Origin of the sequence: Polaribacter sp. AHE13PA, from assembly GCF_019278505.1 — a bacterium.
Taxonomy (GTDB): Bacteria; Bacteroidota; Bacteroidia; order Flavobacteriales; family Flavobacteriaceae; genus Polaribacter.
This window is the reverse complement of the sequence record NZ_CP058985.1, coordinates 493,792-510,800: the sequence shown is the minus strand read 5'-3', so window position 1 is coordinate 510,800 and position 17,009 is coordinate 493,792. Positions and strand designations below refer to the sequence as shown.

Annotated in this window: 18 protein-coding genes; 10 read left to right on the top strand and 8 right to left on the bottom strand. The window is 30.7% G+C overall.

Features of this window, described 5'->3' with window-relative positions; genetic code table 11:
• Nucleotides 1-89: 89 nt before the first annotated feature.
• Nucleotides 90-692: a TetR/AcrR family transcriptional regulator gene (locus H0I28_RS02230; RefSeq protein ID WP_218760297.1), complete on the top strand. Its 603-nt coding sequence runs from the start codon at nucleotides 90-92 to the stop codon at nucleotides 690-692.
• Nucleotides 693-755: 63 nt separating this feature from the next.
• Nucleotides 756-1,490 carry an SDR family oxidoreductase gene (locus tag H0I28_RS02225; RefSeq protein WP_218760295.1) on the top strand — a complete coding sequence of 245 codons (735 nt, stop codon included), beginning with the start codon at nucleotides 756-758 and terminating at the stop codon, nucleotides 1,488-1,490.
• Between the two features lie 5 nt (nucleotides 1,491-1,495).
• Here H0I28_RS02225 and pepE read toward each other — a convergent pair whose 3' ends face one another.
• Nucleotides 1,496-2,197: a dipeptidase PepE gene (gene pepE, locus H0I28_RS02220; protein ID WP_218760294.1), complete on the bottom strand. Its 702-nt coding sequence runs from the start codon at nucleotides 2,195-2,197 to the stop codon at nucleotides 1,496-1,498.
• Nucleotides 2,198-2,290: 93 nt separating this feature from the next.
• Between pepE and H0I28_RS02215 the strand changes: the two genes are divergently transcribed.
• The 8 genes from H0I28_RS02215 to cysK all read left to right on the top strand — a co-directional run bounded on the left by H0I28_RS02215 (nucleotide 2,291) and on the right by cysK (nucleotide 11,712).
• Nucleotides 2,291-3,073, top strand: coding sequence for a carboxypeptidase-like regulatory domain-containing protein (locus H0I28_RS02215; protein ID WP_218760292.1), 783 nt, complete (start codon nucleotides 2,291-2,293; stop codon nucleotides 3,071-3,073).
• A 9-nt stretch (nucleotides 3,074-3,082) separates the two neighbouring features.
• Complete coding sequence (locus tag H0I28_RS02210) at nucleotides 3,083-3,895, top strand: carboxypeptidase-like regulatory domain-containing protein (protein ID WP_218760290.1); 813 nt, start codon at nucleotides 3,083-3,085, stop codon at nucleotides 3,893-3,895.
• Between the two features lie 11 nt (nucleotides 3,896-3,906).
• The gene (locus H0I28_RS02205; RefSeq protein WP_218760289.1) at nucleotides 3,907-4,701 is read left to right on the top strand and encodes a carboxypeptidase-like regulatory domain-containing protein; all 795 of its coding nucleotides are present in this window, start codon (nucleotides 3,907-3,909) and stop codon (nucleotides 4,699-4,701) included.
• Between the two features lie 11 nt (nucleotides 4,702-4,712).
• A complete protein-coding gene (locus tag H0I28_RS02200; protein ID WP_218733046.1) occupies nucleotides 4,713-5,504 on the top strand; it encodes a carboxypeptidase-like regulatory domain-containing protein in 792 nt (263 codons plus the stop codon).
• 29 nt (nucleotides 5,505-5,533) lie between these two features.
• Nucleotides 5,534-6,031, top strand: a complete 498-nt coding sequence (locus H0I28_RS02195; protein ID WP_368384463.1) for a DUF6702 family protein — start codon at nucleotides 5,534-5,536, stop codon at nucleotides 6,029-6,031.
• A 61-nt stretch (nucleotides 6,032-6,092) separates the two neighbouring features.
• Nucleotides 6,093-8,213: a M1 family metallopeptidase gene (locus H0I28_RS02190; RefSeq protein WP_218760288.1), complete on the top strand. Its 2,121-nt coding sequence runs from the start codon at nucleotides 6,093-6,095 to the stop codon at nucleotides 8,211-8,213.
• A 135-nt stretch (nucleotides 8,214-8,348) separates the two neighbouring features.
• Complete coding sequence (locus H0I28_RS02185; protein WP_218760287.1) at nucleotides 8,349-10,550, top strand: M1 family metallopeptidase; 2,202 nt, start codon at nucleotides 8,349-8,351, stop codon at nucleotides 10,548-10,550.
• Nucleotides 10,551-10,797: 247 nt separating this feature from the next.
• On the top strand, nucleotides 10,798-11,712 hold the full coding sequence (cysK, locus tag H0I28_RS02180) for a cysteine synthase A (RefSeq protein WP_218733042.1): 915 nt from the start codon (nucleotides 10,798-10,800) through the stop codon (nucleotides 11,710-11,712).
• Nucleotides 11,713-11,819: 107 nt separating this feature from the next.
• Here cysK and ftsY read toward each other — a convergent pair whose 3' ends face one another.
• From ftsY to purU, 7 genes are all read right to left on the bottom strand, one after another.
• The gene (gene ftsY / locus H0I28_RS02175) at nucleotides 11,820-12,794 is read right to left on the bottom strand and encodes a signal recognition particle-docking protein FtsY (protein ID WP_218733041.1); all 975 of its coding nucleotides are present in this window, start codon (nucleotides 12,792-12,794) and stop codon (nucleotides 11,820-11,822) included.
• Between the two features lie 310 nt (nucleotides 12,795-13,104).
• Complete coding sequence (locus tag H0I28_RS02170; protein WP_218733040.1) at nucleotides 13,105-13,257, bottom strand: DUF4295 family protein; 153 nt, start codon at nucleotides 13,255-13,257, stop codon at nucleotides 13,105-13,107.
• A gap of 51 nt (nucleotides 13,258-13,308) precedes the next feature.
• Nucleotides 13,309-13,491, bottom strand: a complete 183-nt coding sequence (gene rpmG / locus H0I28_RS02165; RefSeq protein WP_068449915.1) for a 50S ribosomal protein L33 — start codon at nucleotides 13,489-13,491, stop codon at nucleotides 13,309-13,311.
• 29 nt (nucleotides 13,492-13,520) lie between these two features.
• Nucleotides 13,521-13,760 (bottom strand): 50S ribosomal protein L28, encoded by a 240-nt coding sequence (gene rpmB / locus H0I28_RS02160; RefSeq protein WP_158838598.1) that lies wholly within the window; start codon nucleotides 13,758-13,760, stop codon nucleotides 13,521-13,523.
• Nucleotides 13,761-13,842: 82 nt separating this feature from the next.
• Nucleotides 13,843-15,090 carry a competence/damage-inducible protein A gene (locus H0I28_RS02155; protein ID WP_218760286.1) on the bottom strand — a complete coding sequence of 416 codons (1,248 nt, stop codon included), beginning with the start codon at nucleotides 15,088-15,090 and terminating at the stop codon, nucleotides 13,843-13,845.
• A gap of 315 nt (nucleotides 15,091-15,405) precedes the next feature.
• A complete protein-coding gene (locus H0I28_RS02150) occupies nucleotides 15,406-16,014 on the bottom strand; it encodes a fumarylacetoacetate hydrolase family protein (protein WP_218760285.1) in 609 nt (202 codons plus the stop codon).
• Nucleotides 16,015-16,108: 94 nt separating this feature from the next.
• Nucleotides 16,109-16,978, bottom strand: a complete 870-nt coding sequence (purU, locus tag H0I28_RS02145; protein WP_218760284.1) for a formyltetrahydrofolate deformylase — start codon at nucleotides 16,976-16,978, stop codon at nucleotides 16,109-16,111.
• Between the last annotated feature and the right edge of the window lie 31 nt (nucleotides 16,979-17,009).

Below are 17,009 nucleotides of genomic sequence, written 5' to 3'. Positions count from 1 at the left end.
AGAGGATATTTGATTTTCATTAAAATAAGTCAAATGTTAATTAAAGTTAATAAAACATACTACTTAGTATTTTTTATTAACTTTGAATTATGTTACAAAAACAAAAGTCGGAATTTACCAAACAATTAATTCTCGATGAATCCTTTAAATTATTTTACAAAGACGGTTTTAAAACAACCAGTGTCGATAAAATAATGGTAAAAACTCAACTTACCAAAGGTGCTTTCTATCACCATTACAAAAACAAAAAAGAATTAGGTCTTGCTGTTATTAAGCTTAAAATTCAAAAAAGAGTTTATGATGGAATGATCTCTCCACTTTACAACTCTGGCAATGCCATTGATCTCTTAAAACAGACTTTTTTAGAGAGAATTAAATCTTTCCCTTTAGATGAAAAGCAATCTGGCTGCCCAATGAATAACTTTATAAATGAAGTTGGAGACTCTGAAAAAATCTATCAAATTGCGTTAAAAAATATTATTGAAGAATGGAAATCTGCATTGATACATTTAATTGAAAGAGGAAAAAATGAAAATAGTATTTTGCAATCCATTTCCAGTGAGGCTACAGCTATTTATTTAATTAGTGCTTTTGAAGGCATTAGAGGCATACGAAAGCTATATGACAACGATGAAATTATTGACCATTACACGTTAGGTTTATCTGCCTATATCAATCAAATTAAAGTCTAATTTATTTTCACAAAAAACATACCACATAGTATCTTTTAATAATAATTAAAAAAAAATTAAAAAATGAAACTAAAAAATAAAGTAGTTATTATAACAGGTTCTTCTAAAGGAATCGGTAAAGAGATGGCCATATTATTCGCAGAAAATAAAGCTAAAGTAATTGTAAATTACTCTAGTAGTGAAGCTGAAGCGAATGAGACCGTAAAAACAATAATCGCCAACGGCGGGGAAGCAATAGCTATAAAAGCAGATGTTAGTGTCAGAAAAGAAGTAACACATCTATTTGATAAAACCATTGAGGTTTATGGCAAAATAGATGTTCTAGTTAACAATGCAGGTGTTATGAAATCTAAAAAATTAAAAGACATTACCGAACAAGATTTCGACACTCATTTTAACGTAAATGTAAAAGGCTTGTACAATACTTTACAAGAAGCAGAAAGTAAACTTGCTGATAATGGTAATATCATTAACATCTCTTCTAGTACCGTAAAATTAATGTTACCAACATACGCCATTTATTCTGCAACAAAAGCTGCAGTAGAACAAATATCACGTGTGTTTTCTAAAGAAATCGGTAGAGGAATTTCTGTAAATGCATTAGCTCCTGGACCAACTGAAACCGAATTATTTTTAAAAGGAAAATCAACAGAATTTATAGAACAATTAAGTTCTATGAACGCTTTTAACAGATTAGCAAAACCTATAGATATTGCTAGAGTCGCATTATTTTTAGCAAGCGATGAATCTAAATGGGTTTCTGGTCAAGTTATTGGTGCAAACGGAGCTATGGTATAAAATAATTAAAATTTAATTAATCCCCCACTTTTTAATTCTATTGGCTGCTTATTTTGTTCAAACAAACGGGCAGTCAATTTACCTCTTAAAAAAATATCATCATTAATAACTTCTAACCAACTTCCTTCTCGCAGACCTAAAACTGCAGTTTCATTAAAAACATGAAACTCTTTGATACGTGTTTCTCTTGTTTCTCCCATGTGAGTAGAACCTTCAATAGGATCTAAATAATGCGCATTTATATTAAAAGGAATACATCCTAAAGTTGTAAAACTAGGAGGATACACAATAGGCATATCATTGGTATTCTTCATATTTATACCACAAATATTACTACCGGCACTTGTCCCTAAGTACGGCGTACCGTTATCTAACACTTGCTTTAAAGTTAATAATACATCGTTTTTGTACAATTGATTGACCAACTCAAAAGTATTTCCTCCTCCAGTAAAAACAGCTTCAGAATTTTGAATTGCTTCTTTAGCATTGTCAAATTCATGGATTCCTTTTACATCAATATTAATATTTGAAAAAGCATTTTTTGCTATTGTAGTATACTCGTCATAACTAATTCCGCTTGGTCTTGCATACGGAATAAATAGTAATTGTTTTACTTCCTTAAAATGTGTTTTTAAAGTAGGTAATAAATATTCTAAATAGCTACTTCCGTGTACTGTTGATGTACTTGCGATAATCATTTTTTTCATAGTCCAAAAATAAGAATTTAACTATTCATTTTAACACAAGTTTACAATTCTCTTAATAGAGTTTTAAGACACGTACTTCTTTACTTTGTATTAATGTCAAAAGCGATTACTTTTCTTGCCTTTTTTATAAGTTTTCTATCCTTAGAAGCTCAAGAAAAAAGAACTAATCTAACTGGTAAAACTGTTTTAGATAGTTTGGCTATTCCAGATGTTCATATCATTAACCAAAATACAAGTATTGGTACGATTACCAATACCAATGGTTTTTTTGAAATACCTGTTAAAGTAGGAGATACTTTATATTACTCTCATTTAAAATATATAGACAAGCATATTATTATTACAAACAAAATGCTTTCAACCAAAAGAATAAGCATTCCATTAGAAGAAAAAACGGTTGTTTTAAAAGAAATGATATTAGAGAAACAACGTAGTATATTTTACCAAGATCCAGAAATACTACCTAATAATGGTATCGTCGTAGACGCAAAATCCTTAAATTTACCTTATGCTAATGTAAAAGCAAAGGAAGATAAATCTATCGTAAAATTTCAATCTGGAGCTTCTGTTAATTTAGACAATTTAATAAATATATTAAACGGAAATGCAAAAAGAGAAAAACAACTAAAGGAAATGGCTTTAGAAGATACGGAACTTAAAAAAGTAAGAGACTATTTTACCGATGACTTTTTTATCACAGATTTAAAAATTGAAAAAATCTATATTAATCAGTTTTTAAATGATTGTATAGATAAAAATATCATTCGCATTTTTAAGAGAGAAAACAAATTAGATGTGCTTAAGTTATTAATGAGAGAAAGCAAACTATTTCCTAAACGAATAGTTGACGAAGAACTCTACTTAACGAACCAATAACCCTATTGAATGGAAAAAAAACTACTTACTATTTTCTTATTTGTTATAACACTCCCCTCGTTGTCTCAAAATAATGGGACGTTAATTTCTAGTAGAATTTTAGATTCTCTTGGCATTGTAAAAAATGCAAATATTATCAACCTAAATACCAATCAAGGTACATTTTCTTCGGATGCTGGGCGTTTTCAAATCTATGCTAAAAAAGGAGATACTTTAAGAATTTCATCCATACAACACATCACACAAAAGATAAAGATTACTCCGCAAATTATAGAAAATAAAGCGCTTATTATTATACTAAAACCAAATACCTATGTTTTGGATGCATTCGAATTAAAAAGACATGACTTAATTGGTAGATTGGCGGTAGATGTTAAAAGCATACCTACTGAAGAAAAATACGCTTTATTAAAAAGTAATATGGATTTTTCTAATGTAGACTTCTCGTTAAAAGATCATAGAATTGATGCTAATGATAGAGCAAAATCTAAAGTAGTAAATACCGTTGCTAATTCTTACTCAGGACTTAATGCTGCTGGACTAATTGGAAGTCTTTTTTCTTCTAAAAAATTCGAAAAAACACAATTACTAGACGCAAAGTTAGATCGTAAAAAAGCATTGGGAAACAAAATATTACTAGAACTTGGTGAAGATTTTTTCTTTGAAAAATTAAAAATTCCTAAGGAAAAATATTATCATTTTTTAGATTATTGTGATTATTTAGATCTCGATAAAATATATAACGAAAATAAAGTTTTAAAACTTATAGAAATATTTCAGAAAGAAAGTGTTCCGTATTTAGAAATCATAAAAGAAGAATAAAACAGCTGTGCATGGAAAAAAATCTACTTCAATTTTTATTATTTTTTGTAACATGCACCTCTTTATCCCAAGAAAGGCAAACCTTAATTTCAGGTAAAGTTGTAGACTCTTTGGGTACTGTCAAGAATGTGAACATCATCAACCTAAAAACTAATAAAGGTACTTTTTCTTCGGATGATGGAGTGTTTAGAATTTATGCTAAAGAAGGAGATTCTTTACAAGTTTCGTCTGTGCAGCATATTACCAGAAAACTAAGAATAAGCAAAGAGATTATCAACAATAAATTTATTACCATTAGATTGGGTACAAATACGTTTGTTTTAGATGAATTTGAATTAAAAAAGCATCATTTAATAGGAAGGTTAGGTGTCGATATAAAAGAGGTACCAACAGATAGAAAAGATTCATTATTACAAAAAAACTTAGATTTTTCTAAAGTCAATTTTAAACTCGTAGACACAAGAATTGATGCAAACATAAGAATGAAACCTCCAATTGTTAACACAGTTGCAAATTCTTTTGGTGGTGGTGGCGGCAGCGCATCCATTCCTTTTAAATTTAAAGACCTACTATTACGTAAAGAGTTGAATCGTAAAAAAGCTGTTCCAGATAAAATACTCATAGAACTGGGTGAACCATTTTTCTTTGAAGAATTAAAAATCCCGAAAGACAATTACTTTCATTTTCTAGAATACTGTAATCCTTTAGGCATAGAACGCCTTCATAAAGAAGGTAAGATTTTAGAACTCATCAAAATTTTTAAGAAAGAAAGTGTGCCTTATTTACAAATCATAAAAAAAAAATAAATTATTTTTCTATGATTATAAAACTACTTCAACTTTATGTATTCATTTTAGCTTCTAATTCTTTAGCGCAACAAGTACTGATTAATGGAAAAGTAATAGATTCTTTAGGTATCATTAAAAATGCAAATATTATCAACCTAAAAACAAACCAAGGTACTTTTTCTTCGGATGACGGTACTTTTAGAATATATGTTTCGCAAGGAGACTCATTACGTATTTCATCGATACAGTACGTTACAAGAAAGTTTTATGTGACGAAACAAAATATCAACAATAAATTCATCATTATAAAACTAAAACCCAGTACTTATGTTTTAGATGAATTCGAACTAAAAAAACACAATTTAACAGGACGATTAGGAATTGATTTAAAGGAAGTACCTACAGATAAAAGAGATTCCTTATTAAGAAAGGTTATGGATTTTTCTAACGTGAATTTAAAACGAGCTGAAGAAGATGATTATATAGACAAAAGAGTAAGACCACAAAAAGTTGAAACAGATCCTACACAAATGTTTGGTGGTGTTGGAGCTAAAGTAGTAATACCTTTTAAAGATAAAGAGAGTTTATTAAACAAAGAGTTAAAACGTAAAAAAGAAGTTCCATATAAAATACTATCTGAACTTGGTGAACCATTTTTCTTTGAAGAATTAAAAATCCCGAAAGACAATTACTTTCATTTTCTAGACTATTGTAATCCTTTAGATATAGAACGTCTTCACAAAGAAGGTAATATTTTAGAACTCATCAAAATTTTTCAGAAAGAAAGTATGCCTTATTTACAAATCATAAAAAAAGAGTAAATTGGCAGAATAATTATTTTAAAACCAGCATGAATACTAAAAAATCTATTTTAATTTTATTAATAATTCCCCTTCTATCCTTCTCCGCTCATAAGTATTATTTGAGCCTCACTCAAATTGAGTATAGAAGTGAATTGCAAGCTGTTCAAATAACAATCAATGTTTTTATGGATGATATTGAACTCGCCCTAAATAAAGACTACAATATTGATTTACAACTTACCACAAAAGAAGAACTAAAAGATAACGACGTTTATTTTATTAAATACTTAAACAGTAAACTCCATTTAAAGGTAAATGATGTTCCTAGAAATTTTAACTATATCGGTAAAGAATATGATGGAGATTTGGTCTATTTTTATTTAGAAATTGAAGACGTTAAAGAGCTTAACAACATAGAAGTTACCAATAAAATCTTAACCAAACACTTTCCACAACAAGAAAATTTAATAAAGAGTAAAGTTGGCAAAAAGCACAAAAGTATTCTATTAACCGCAAAGAATGATAAAGGTTTGTTAAAATTTTAACTCATTTTAACTTTTTCTCTAACTTATTCTTAATTTGTACCGCTAATCAATTCAAGTACAAATGAAAAAAATTACATTCTTACTATTAAGTGTATTTTTTGTTGGATCAGCTGTTTTTGGCCAAGAAACAACCACAAAACAAGGTCACACAAACCAAAACAAGTTTAGACAGCTTAAAGATGTGTTAGCAACCCCTAATGAGCAAAGAACTGCTTCTGGAGCGCCAGGTAAAAACTACACACAACAGAAGGTAGATTACGTAATGGACATTGTTTTAGATGATGAAAAAAGCAGAATTACAGGTGCAGAAACCATTACATACCACAACAACTCTGCAGACGAATTAACATATTTATGGGTACAATTAGACCAAAATATGAGAGCTGCAGATTCTAAAACTCCAGATATTCAATCTAGTAAAGTACCTACTAAACTTAGCAAAGCTCGTTTTGATAGAGCTTATCCTGAAGAAGCTTTTGATGGTGGTTTTAAAATTACTAGTGTAACAACAAATGATGGTGCAAAATTATCTTATACGATCAATCAAACAATGATGCGTATTAATTTAGCTGAACCATTAGCATCAGGAGAAACTTACAAGTTTAAAATAGAATGGTGGTATAACATTAATAACCATAGAACTCAAGGAGGTAGATCTGGTTATGAATATTTTGAAGAAAACGAAAACAAAAATTATGTAATTGCTCAATTCTTTCCAAGATTATGTGTTTATGATAATGTAGAAGGTTGGCAAAATGACCAATTTTGGGGTAGATCTGAATTTGCCTTAGAGTTTGGAGATTACACCGTAAATATTACTACACCATACGATCACATGTTAGGTGCAACTGGAGTTTTAAAGAATGAAAGTGAAGTTTTAACCAAGACTGAATTAAAAAGATTAGAAAAAGCAAAAACTTCTTTTGATGCCCCTATTATAATCCGTACTCAAAAAGAAGCTACAAAAATTGAAAAAACAAAATCTAAGAAAACAAAAACTTGGAAATTTTATGCTGAAAATGTAAGAGATTATGCATTTGCAACCTCTAGAAAATTTATTTGGGATGCAATGGCAGTAGATATTAATGGTAGAACTGTAATGGCTTATTCTTTATACTCTAAAGAAGCAAATCCTTTATATGGAGATCACTCTACAAGAGCAGTTGTACAAACTTTAAAAACATATTCTAAATATACTTTTGATTACCCATATCACAAGGCAATTTCTGTAGACGGACAAATGGGTATGGAATATCCACAAATTTGTTTTAATCCTGGAAGACCAAATTTACCAGATGGTGGTTATTCTGATAGACAAAAATACAGAACTATTGGTGTGACAATTCACGAAGTTGGACATAATTTCTTTCCGATGATTGTAAATTCTGATGAAAGACAATGGACATGGATGGATGAAGGTTTAAACTCTTATGTACAAATGTTAGCTATGATGGCTTATGAAGAAGATTATCCACTAAGTAGAGGTTTGCCTAAAAACATTGTACGTTATATGAGCGGAGATCAATCTAAAATTTCTCCAATTATGTCTAAAGGAGATAATGTTTATGAATTTGGAAATAATGCCTACGGTAAACCAGCAACTGCGCTATGGATTTTAAGAGAAACTATAATGGGACATGAATTATTTGATCATGCATTTAGAACGTATTCTCAAAGATGGATGTTTAAACACCCAACTCCTGCTGATTTCTTTAGAACAATGGAAGATGCTTCTGGTGTAGATTTAGATTGGTTTTGGAGAGGTTGGTTTTATACAACTGATGTAACAGATATAGGTATTAAAGGTGTGAAGAAATTTTACACAAAAACAGATAATGATAGTGTAGAGTTTACCGAAGATACTACAGAAGGTTTAGGTTTTTCTAATACACATGGTAAATATCATTATGAAATTACCTATAATAAACCTGGTGGTTTAGTGATGCCAATTATAGTAGAGTTCAATTATAAAGATGGTACTAAAGAAAAGAAAACATATCCTGCACAAATTTGGAGATATGATGATGCTGAAATAACAAAAGTTTTTTCTTCATCGAAACAAATAGAAAGTATTGTAATAGACCCAGAGCTAGAAACTGCCGATGTAGATACAAGTAACAATAGCTGGCCAAAAGAAACAAACAATAAGTTTGATAAATTTAAAAGTAAAATAAAAGGATAACAAAAAGATAAATAATTAAAAGCGATATGACAACATATCGCTTTTTTTTATAAAAATTTGTTAAAGTTTTAACTTTTTTTAACAAATATCCAACAATATTCATAGTTTAGCTCACTTTTAATTCAAATAACTCAAATGAAAAAATTCACTTTATTCGTATTTTCTTTATTTTTTGTTGCTGCAGGTACTTTTGCACAAGAAAAAAAAGAAGAAAGTAAAACCCTACAAGGGCACACAGACCAAAACAAGTTTAGACAACTAAAAGATGTTTTGGCAACTCCTAATGATCAACATGCTGCTTCTGGTGCACCAGGAAGTCAATACACGCAACAAAAAGTTGATTATGTAATGGACATTCGTTTAGAAGAAAGCACTAATAAAATTTATGGAGATGAAACAATTACGTATCACAATAACTCTAAGGATCAATTAGAGTATTTATGGGTACAGTTAGATCAAAACATGAGAGCAGATGATTCTAAAACACCTTTAGCTCAATCTACTGGAGCAACTCCTTTTATAACTCCAGAAAATTTCCAAAAAGACTTTATGAATGAAGGGAAAGGTTTTGGTTTTAATATTGAAGAAGTAGAAAGTAATGGTAAACCTTTATCACACTTTATCAACAGAACCATGATGCGTATTAATTTACCTAAACCATTAGCGTCTGGAGATACTTTTAAATTTAGCATTAAATGGAATTATAAAATCAACGATATTAATAAAGATGGTGGACGTTCTGGTTTAGAAACTTTCCCTGACGGAAACAACAACTATACTATTGCACAATTCTTTCCAAGATTAGCGGTATATAACAATGTAGAAGGATGGCAAAATATGCAATTCTGGGGTCGTAGTGAATTTGCTTTAGAGTTTGGAGACTATGAAGTAAACATAACGGTACCTGCTGATCATATTGTAGATGCAACTGGTGATTTACAGAACGAAAAAAATGTCTTAACGAAGACACAACGTAATCGTTGGGAAAAAGCAAGAAAAACTTTTGATAACCCAGTAATGATTGTTACACAAGCCGAAGCTGAAGAAGCAGAAAAAGGGCGTGCTACCAAAACAAAAACTTGGACATTTAAAGCTGAAAAAGTTAGAGATTTCGCTTTCGCATCCTCTAGAAAATATATTTGGGATGCCATGGCTACCAACATAAATGGGAAAACCGTAATGGCGGTTTCTTTATATCCTAAAGAAGGAAATCCTTTATGGGAAGAGCACTCTACAAGAGCAGTTGCACACACTTTAATAGAATATTCTAAATTAACGTTTGACTACCCATATTCTAAAGCAATTTCTGTACACTCAGAAAGACAAGGAATGGAATACCCAATGATTTGTTTCAACTTTGGTCGTCCTAATCCTGATGGAACCTATTCTGATAGAACGAAAAAAGGAATGATTGGAGTAATTGTTCACGAAGTAGGTCATAACTTTTTCCCGATGATTGTAAATTCTGATGAAAGACAATGGACTTGGATGGATGAAGGTTTAAACTCTTTTGTAGAAATATTAGCAGAGTTTTCTTATGATTATGATTTGTTTTCAAAAAATCCGGCTAAAGAAATAACAAGATACATGGGCGGAGACCAAAGTAATATCTCTCCTATCATGTCTCAAGGAGATTACGTAAAACAATTCGGACCAAACGCATATACAAAACCAGCCGCCGCTTTATATATATTGCGTACTACGATTATGGGTCCAGAATTATTTGACCATGCATTTAGAACGTATTCTCAAAGATGGATGTTTAAGCACCCTACTCCAGAAGACTTTTTTAGAACAATGGAAGATGCTTCTGCTATGGATTTAGATTGGTTTTGGAGAGGATGGTTCTATACTACAGATGTAACTGACATAGCGGTTAAAGAAGTAAAACCATTATACTTAACAGACAAACCTAATGAAAGAGTTACAAAATTAAAAGAACAATACAAGCAATATTTTGATGGTTTAGGAGAATTAGTTTACATCACAGATAAAAAAGAAGATGCCAATGCAAAAGCAATGGATGCTCACACAAATGGCAAAGAAGTTCCTTCTTATTTATATGCAGTAGAATTTGAAAAACCAGGAGGTTTAGTAATGCCAATTATTGTAGGATTAACCTATGCAGATGGAACTACTGATAAACAAACATTTCCGGCACAGATTTGGATGAAAAATGACACTAGTGCTAAAAGAGTTTTTTCTTCTACCAAAGAAATTACAAGCATAACTGTAGATCCAGATTTTGAAACAGCAGATGTAGATACTTCTAACAATAGCTGGCCTAAAAAAGAATCTAATGAGTTTGATAAATTTAAAAGTAAAGTAAATCAATAAGTAACTGATTACTTATTCTCATATAAAAAGCCTCACATTTGTGGGGCTTTTTTTTATGATATAACTTTACAAGCAACTTACTTTAGTCCATTTAAGGAATTCTATAAAACACCATACTTTTTAAGAAATGTTAAAACTCCTATTTCTAATTTAGGATTAAATTAGGATTAATACTAAGGCTATTTTAACTGAATTTTCTAACTTAGTACTCTAAGAAATAACAATACAAACTAAATATAAAATTTTCATGAAAATCAATAATATATTAGAAGGTATCGGTAACACACCGGTTGTACGATTGGCAAAATTATTTCCAAATGCAAATGTTTGGATGAAACTAGAAAAAGCAAACCCAGGTGGAAGTATTAAGGATAGAATTGCATTGGCAATGATTGAAGATGCTGAAAGCAAGAACCTAATAAATAAAGATACAGAAATTATAGAACCAACCTCTGGTAATACTGGTGTTGGTTTAGCAATGGTAGCTGCTGTAAAAAACTTGAAGCTTACTTTAGTGATGCCAGAATCTATGTCCGTAGAAAGACGTGCTTTAATGAAAGCTTACGGAGCTAATTTAGTACTTACCCCTAAAGAACTTGGTTTAGGAGGTACTATCGCAAAGGCGCACGAAATGGTCGCTGAAAATAAAAATGCGTGGATGCCATCGCAATTTACAAATCCTGCAAACCCAGAAATCCATCATAAAACTACTGCTCAAGAAGTAGTAAACGACTTTCCTGAAGGTTTAGATTATTTAATTACTGGTGTTGGAACTGGCGGACATATTACAGGTATGGCAGAGGTTTTAAAAGAAAAATATCCCAGTATAAAAGTATTGGCAGTGGAACCTACAGGATCTTCTATTATTTCTGGAGGCGAACCAGGACCTCATAAATTACAAGGAATTGGACCAGGCTTCTTTCCTGAAACATTCAATAAAGACATAATTGATGGTGCTGTTAAAATAACGAATGAAGAAGCATTTGCAGAAGTTAAAAACATTGCAAAAACAGAAGGAATCTTAGTAGGTATTTCTACAGGAGCCTCTTTAGCGGCTGTTAGAAAACAGTTAGCAACCTTAAAAGGTGAAGAAGTTATATTAACCATGAATTATGATACTGGAGAACGTTATCTTTCTGTAGAAGGTCTTTTAACAGAATAATAATTTACAAAAAGTATAATCATAGAAAAAGCCTCACAATTTGTGAGGCTTCTTTTTTTGTCTATCTGAATTTATTTCAGATTTTTATAAAATAAAATAAGATTGATTTATTTAAAAAATGAATCTACAAATTCATGTTTATTAAACACTTGTAAATCATCAATTCCTTCTCCTACTCCAATATATTTTACAGGAATTTTAAATTGATCTGAAATACCAATAACAACTCCACCTTTTGCCGTACCATCTAATTTAGTAACTGCTAAAGAAGTAACTTCTGTTGCTAAAGTAAATTGCTTTGCTTGTTCAAAAGCATTCTGACCAGTAGAACCATCTAAAACTAACAATACATCATGTGGAGAATCTGCTACCACTTTTTGCATAACACGTTTTATCTTGGTCAACTCATTCATTAGGTTTATCTTATTATGTAAACGACCAGCGGTATCTATAATAACAACATCTGCATCTTGATTTACTGCAGATTTTAAAGTATCAAAAGCTACAGAAGCTGGATCAGATCCCATTTCTTGACGTACAATTGGTACACCTGTTCTGTCTGCCCACACTTGTAATTGATCTATTGCTGCTGCCCTAAAAGTATCTGCTGCACCTAAAACAACTTTTAATCCTTGCTTTTTAAATTGTGCTGCTAATTTACCAATAGTAGTTGTTTTACCAACTCCATTTACACCAACTACCATTAAAACATAAGGCATTTTATTACCGTCCTTGTCTTTAGGGATTTCCGGAATTACAAATTCAGTTTCGTTACCAATATTGGTTTCAGAAAGTAAGCCTGCAATTTCCTCACGTAGAATTCTATTTAATTCATCTGTACCAACATATTTGTCTTTGGCAACTCTATCTTCTATTCTTTCAATAACTTTAAGCGTTGTACCTACACCAACATCAGAAGCTACTAATATTTCTTCTAGATTGTCTAAAACAGCATCATCTACCTTAGATTTACCTGCAACAGCTTTGGTTAGTTTGCCAAAGAAACTTTCCTTAGACTTTTCTAATCCCTTGTCTAAGGTTTCTTTTTTTTCTTTTGAAAATATTTTTTTAAAAAAACTCATTTTTATCTTTTATACTATAATAGCAATACGTTAAAAAACGTGCCACTTGTTGGGTTTGGTCAAATTGTCACTAAAAAAGCTTGCGTTAGCGATTGAAATGACATCCTTTTCTTATAAATATAATTATTTAATTTAAATTTAAAGATTTTCATTAAAACCACAAAATTTTCTTAACCATAACAGTCTAAGAAAAGATATAATGTAAAGCGCGACCTTTTTAGGAAACGCCCAAAAATACGTAATTATAAGACACAAAAAAAACTACCTTCTAAATTAGAAAGTAGTTTTATATATTTTTATGTAGTAATTACTACTTTTTTGCTAAAAAAGCATCTACTTTAGAAGGATCTAAAATAGTTTCTACGAAAGTATAAGCTCCAGATTTAGGAGATTTTACCATTTTGATAGCTTTACTTAATCTTTTTGAAGATGTTTGTAACGATGCTACTGTTTTCTTTGCCATTGTCTAAGTTTTTTAATCTATGTGCTCTATTCTGAGTTCTAGACAGTTTAATTATTTAATTTCTTTGTGAACAGTCATTTTCTTTAAGATAGGATTGAATTTTTTAATTTCCATTCTATCAGGAGTGTTCTTTTTGTTCTTTGTTGTAATGTATCTAGAAGTACCTGCTTTACCAGAAGCTTTATGCTCTGTGCATTCTAAAATTACCTGAACTCTGTTACCTTTTTTTGCCATTTGTATAAAATTTTAAATCGCTTGAGCGCTTATTTAGTTAAAAATCCGTTAGCTCTCGCGTCTTTTATAACTGAAGAAATTCCTTTCTTGTTAATATTTTTTAATGCAGAAGCAGAAACTTTTAATGTTATCCATTTATCTTCTTCTGGGATATAAAAACGCTTGGTCATTAGATTAGCGTCAAACTTTCTCTTAGTTCTATTTAAAGCATGAGATACATTGTTCCCAACCATTGCTTTTTTACCTGTTAATTCACAAACTCTAGACATCTTTTCGACAGTATTTATAGTGTTATCTCTAAACGAGGTGCAAATATACACTTAATTCTAATTCTGAACAAAACAATTTTAATTATTTTTTAAGAATTTCTTTATTTGCTATTTCTAAAGCCTTACTTACCGTTCTATTAATTACTTTTTCTCTTGGCTGACCAAAGTCAAATTCTTGCACCAACTCTGTAGTATCCGATATAAAAGCAATATACACAATACCTACACTTTTGTCTGTATTATCTGTACTAGGTCCTGCATTACCAGTAACTGCAATTGCATAATTTGTCTGCAATTTAGCCTTCACTCCTCTTGCCATTTCTAAAGCTACCTCCTCACTAACAACGCTATATTTATCAATCGTTTCTGCGGAAACACCTAATAAATTAATTTTTGTTTCTGCAGAATACGTTACAAAACTACCTTTATAATAGTCCGATGAACCTGCAACAGACACTAAATTTGCTGCAATTTGACCTCCAGTTAAGCTTTCTGCTGTAGAAATTGTTTCATTATTTCTTTTTAATAATGCTCCTACTCTTTTTTCTAAAGAACTATCGTCATCTAAACCAGTAATAATTTCGGGTATTAATTGATAAATTTCTGCAACTTTATCATTCAGTTCTTTTTCTAAAATTTCTTTGTGAGCGCCTTTGGCGGATAAACGCAACCTCACTTTACCAAATGAAGGTAAGTAGGCCAACTTAATATAGGGTGGTAAATTGTTTTCGAAATCTTCAATTCTTTCTGCAATCATACTTTCACCTTGTCCATAGGTCATAATTGTCTTATGAAGAATGAAAGGTAATTTAAACTGCTGTTGAATTTTAGGCAATACCTCATTGGTAATTAAACCTTTCATTTCATACGGAACTCCTGGAAGTGACACAAAGACAGTCTCGTTTTCGTAAAACCACATTCCGGGTGCTGTACCAAAAACATTCTTTAATAAGGTTGCTTTTGATGGCAATTGCGCCTGATACCTTTGCACTTCATTAAAAGGATGATTTACTTTTATAAACATCTCTTTTATTTGCTCAATTACTTCTGGATATTCTATTAATTGATGATCATTAAAATATTCTGCAATTGTTTTTTTAGTGATATCATCTTTAGTAGGTCCTAAACCACCTGTTAAAATAACAATATCTACTCTTTCTTGCGCTTCCTTTAAAGCATTAAGAATATGTTGCCTATCATCTTGAATGGAAGTAATTTGATAAACTGAAACTCCTATTTTATTTAATTCCTGACCAATAAATTGTGAATTGGTATCAACAATCTGACCAATTAGGATTTCATCTCCTATTGTAATAATTTCTGCATTCATTATGCGCCTATTTCATTTATATTTTGATAATCTAAATTTCTATTCTTTAATCTTTTTTGTAAAAAAACGAAAAGGAAATATGAAAGAATAACACTCAATAAGACCGATAAATTTCTATTAGATTCAAAATCTTGCTGAAGTTTAAAATCTGTAAAAAAGCCATAAATAAGTAAATAAATAATTCGGATTACAAGAGAGACAAAAAAACCTATACAAAAATAAAAGATATTATTTTTTTCAAACCTTTTAGCCAAATACATAAAACAAATCCCAACAAATATTGATGCTATTATTTGTATCGTAAAATTTATCAACCTACTTTACTTTAATATTAAAAGCTTCTTTCCCTTCAATAACACCTTTTAAGTTATCGTTTTCTACAACTTTTCCAACACCTGCTGGTGTACCTGTAAAAATAATATCTCCTTTTTTTAAGGTGAAATATTGAGAAACATAAGCAATTAGTTCATCGGTTTTCCACAACATAGCATTGGTGTTACCATCCTGAACAATTTCATTATTTTTATACAATTGAAATTTTAAGTTCTCTAAATCAAATTCTTCCTTCGGATAAAACTCACCAATAACGGCACTTCCGTCAAATGCTTTTGCTTTTTCCCAAGGCAAACCTTTTTCCTTGCATTTTGCTTGTACATCTCTTGCGGTAAAATCGATTCCTAATCCGATTTCATCATAATATTTATGAGCAAATTTTACATCAATATGTTTACCTACTTTATTTATTTTTACCAAAACCTCTACTTCATAATGAACGTCATCAGAAAAAGGTGGAATAAAAAATGGATTTTTTCTTGGTAAAATAGCAGAATCTGGCTTTAGAAAAACAACAGGATTCTCTGGTCTTTCATTTGCTAATTCTTCTATGTGTTTTGCGTAATTGCGCCCAATACAAATTATTTTCATTTATATATGTTGAAAATTAAATGATTCAAAAATTATAATTAAAGTATGTTGTAACTCTAAACTGCCAACTGCAACTGAATTACTGCATACTTTTTTACTCTCCTGCTTCTGGAAAAACAATAGCTCTATTTCCTGAAACTATTATTTGATGATTCAAGTGGTTTTTAACCGCTCTTGCCAACACCAATTTCTCTATATCTGCACCAATCCTCTTTAAGGTTGTTGGTGTACTTTCGTGCGTTACCGGTTTTACATCTTGCTCAATAATTGGGCCTTCATCTAAATCTACCGTTGCATAATGTGCTGTTGCTCCAATTAACTTCACCCCTCTTTCATAGGCTTTTTTATACGGATTTGCCCCTTGAAAAGCTGGTAAAAAAGAATGATGAATATTGATGATTTTCTCTGGATAATGTTTGATAAAATCTGAAGATAAAATCTGCATATACCTCGCCATAATAACTAAATCTACTTCATTAGCATCTAGCAATTGCACAACTTGATCTTCTTGATCTCTTTTAGTCTCCTTTGTAACTGGCAAATGATAAAAAGGAATATTAAACATATCTGCAACATATCTTAATTTATTATGATTACTGATAATCATTTTTACATTACAGTCTAAACGTCCTTCTTTAGAGCGTTCTAACAAATCATATAAATTATGACTAGTATGCGAAACCATAATGGCTACATTTTGTTTTTTATCGCCATAATTAACAGACCAATCTATACACAAAGGTGTTGCTAGTTGTTGAAAGTTATTTTCTAATGCTTCTTTAGAAATATTTGTTCCATCAGCATTTAAACGAACTCTCATAAAATATGTATTCTCAACAGAATTTACATACTGTTGAGAACTTAAAATATTGAATCCATTTTCATAAAAAAAAGTGGTAATTTTAGCTACCAATCCTTTTTGATCTGGACATTTTATTAAAAAAGAGACTACTTGTGGTTTCATAAAAAACTGCCCATCCTAACCTTCCCGACAG

What these genes read in the sequence shown, in the direction of transcription:
- H0I28_RS02190 (WP_218760288.1), top strand. Translation starts at nt 6,093, where the DNA reads ATGAAAAAAATTACATTCTTACTATTAAGTGTATTTTTTGTTGGATCA.
- H0I28_RS02230 (WP_218760297.1), top strand. Translation starts at nt 90, where the DNA reads ATGTTACAAAAACAAAAGTCGGAATTTACCAAACAATTAATTCTCGAT.
- H0I28_RS02195 (WP_368384463.1), top strand. Translation starts at nt 5,534, where the DNA reads ATGAATACTAAAAAATCTATTTTAATTTTATTAATAATTCCCCTTCTA.
- cysK (WP_218733042.1), top strand. Translation starts at nt 10,798, where the DNA reads ATGAAAATCAATAATATATTAGAAGGTATCGGTAACACACCGGTTGTA.
- H0I28_RS02185 (WP_218760287.1), top strand. Translation starts at nt 8,349, where the DNA reads ATGAAAAAATTCACTTTATTCGTATTTTCTTTATTTTTTGTTGCTGCA.
- H0I28_RS02210 (WP_218760290.1), top strand. Translation starts at nt 3,083, where the DNA reads ATGGAAAAAAAACTACTTACTATTTTCTTATTTGTTATAACACTCCCC.
- purU (WP_218760284.1), bottom strand. Translation starts at nt 16,978, where the DNA reads ATGAAACCACAAGTAGTCTCTTTTTTAATAAAATGTCCAGATCAAAAA.
- H0I28_RS02170 (WP_218733040.1), bottom strand. Translation starts at nt 13,257, where the DNA reads ATGGCAAAGAAAACAGTAGCATCGTTACAAACATCTTCAAAAAGATTA.
- H0I28_RS02150 (WP_218760285.1), bottom strand. Translation starts at nt 16,014, where the DNA reads ATGAAAATAATTTGTATTGGGCGCAATTACGCAAAACACATAGAAGAA.
- rpmG (WP_068449915.1), bottom strand. Translation starts at nt 13,491, where the DNA reads ATGGCAAAAAAAGGTAACAGAGTTCAGGTAATTTTAGAATGCACAGAG.
- H0I28_RS02200 (WP_218733046.1), top strand. Translation starts at nt 4,713, where the DNA reads ATGATTATAAAACTACTTCAACTTTATGTATTCATTTTAGCTTCTAAT.
- pepE (WP_218760294.1), bottom strand. Translation starts at nt 2,197, where the DNA reads ATGAAAAAAATGATTATCGCAAGTACATCAACAGTACACGGAAGTAGC.
- rpmB (WP_158838598.1), bottom strand. Translation starts at nt 13,760, where the DNA reads ATGTCTAGAGTTTGTGAATTAACAGGTAAAAAAGCAATGGTTGGGAAC.
- H0I28_RS02215 (WP_218760292.1), top strand. Translation starts at nt 2,291, where the DNA reads ATGTCAAAAGCGATTACTTTTCTTGCCTTTTTTATAAGTTTTCTATCC.
- H0I28_RS02205 (WP_218760289.1), top strand. Translation starts at nt 3,907, where the DNA reads ATGGAAAAAAATCTACTTCAATTTTTATTATTTTTTGTAACATGCACC.
- H0I28_RS02155 (WP_218760286.1), bottom strand. Translation starts at nt 15,090, where the DNA reads ATGAATGCAGAAATTATTACAATAGGAGATGAAATCCTAATTGGTCAG.
- H0I28_RS02225 (WP_218760295.1), top strand. Translation starts at nt 756, where the DNA reads ATGAAACTAAAAAATAAAGTAGTTATTATAACAGGTTCTTCTAAAGGA.
- ftsY (WP_218733041.1), bottom strand. Translation starts at nt 12,794, where the DNA reads ATGAGTTTTTTTAAAAAAATATTTTCAAAAGAAAAAAAAGAAACCTTA.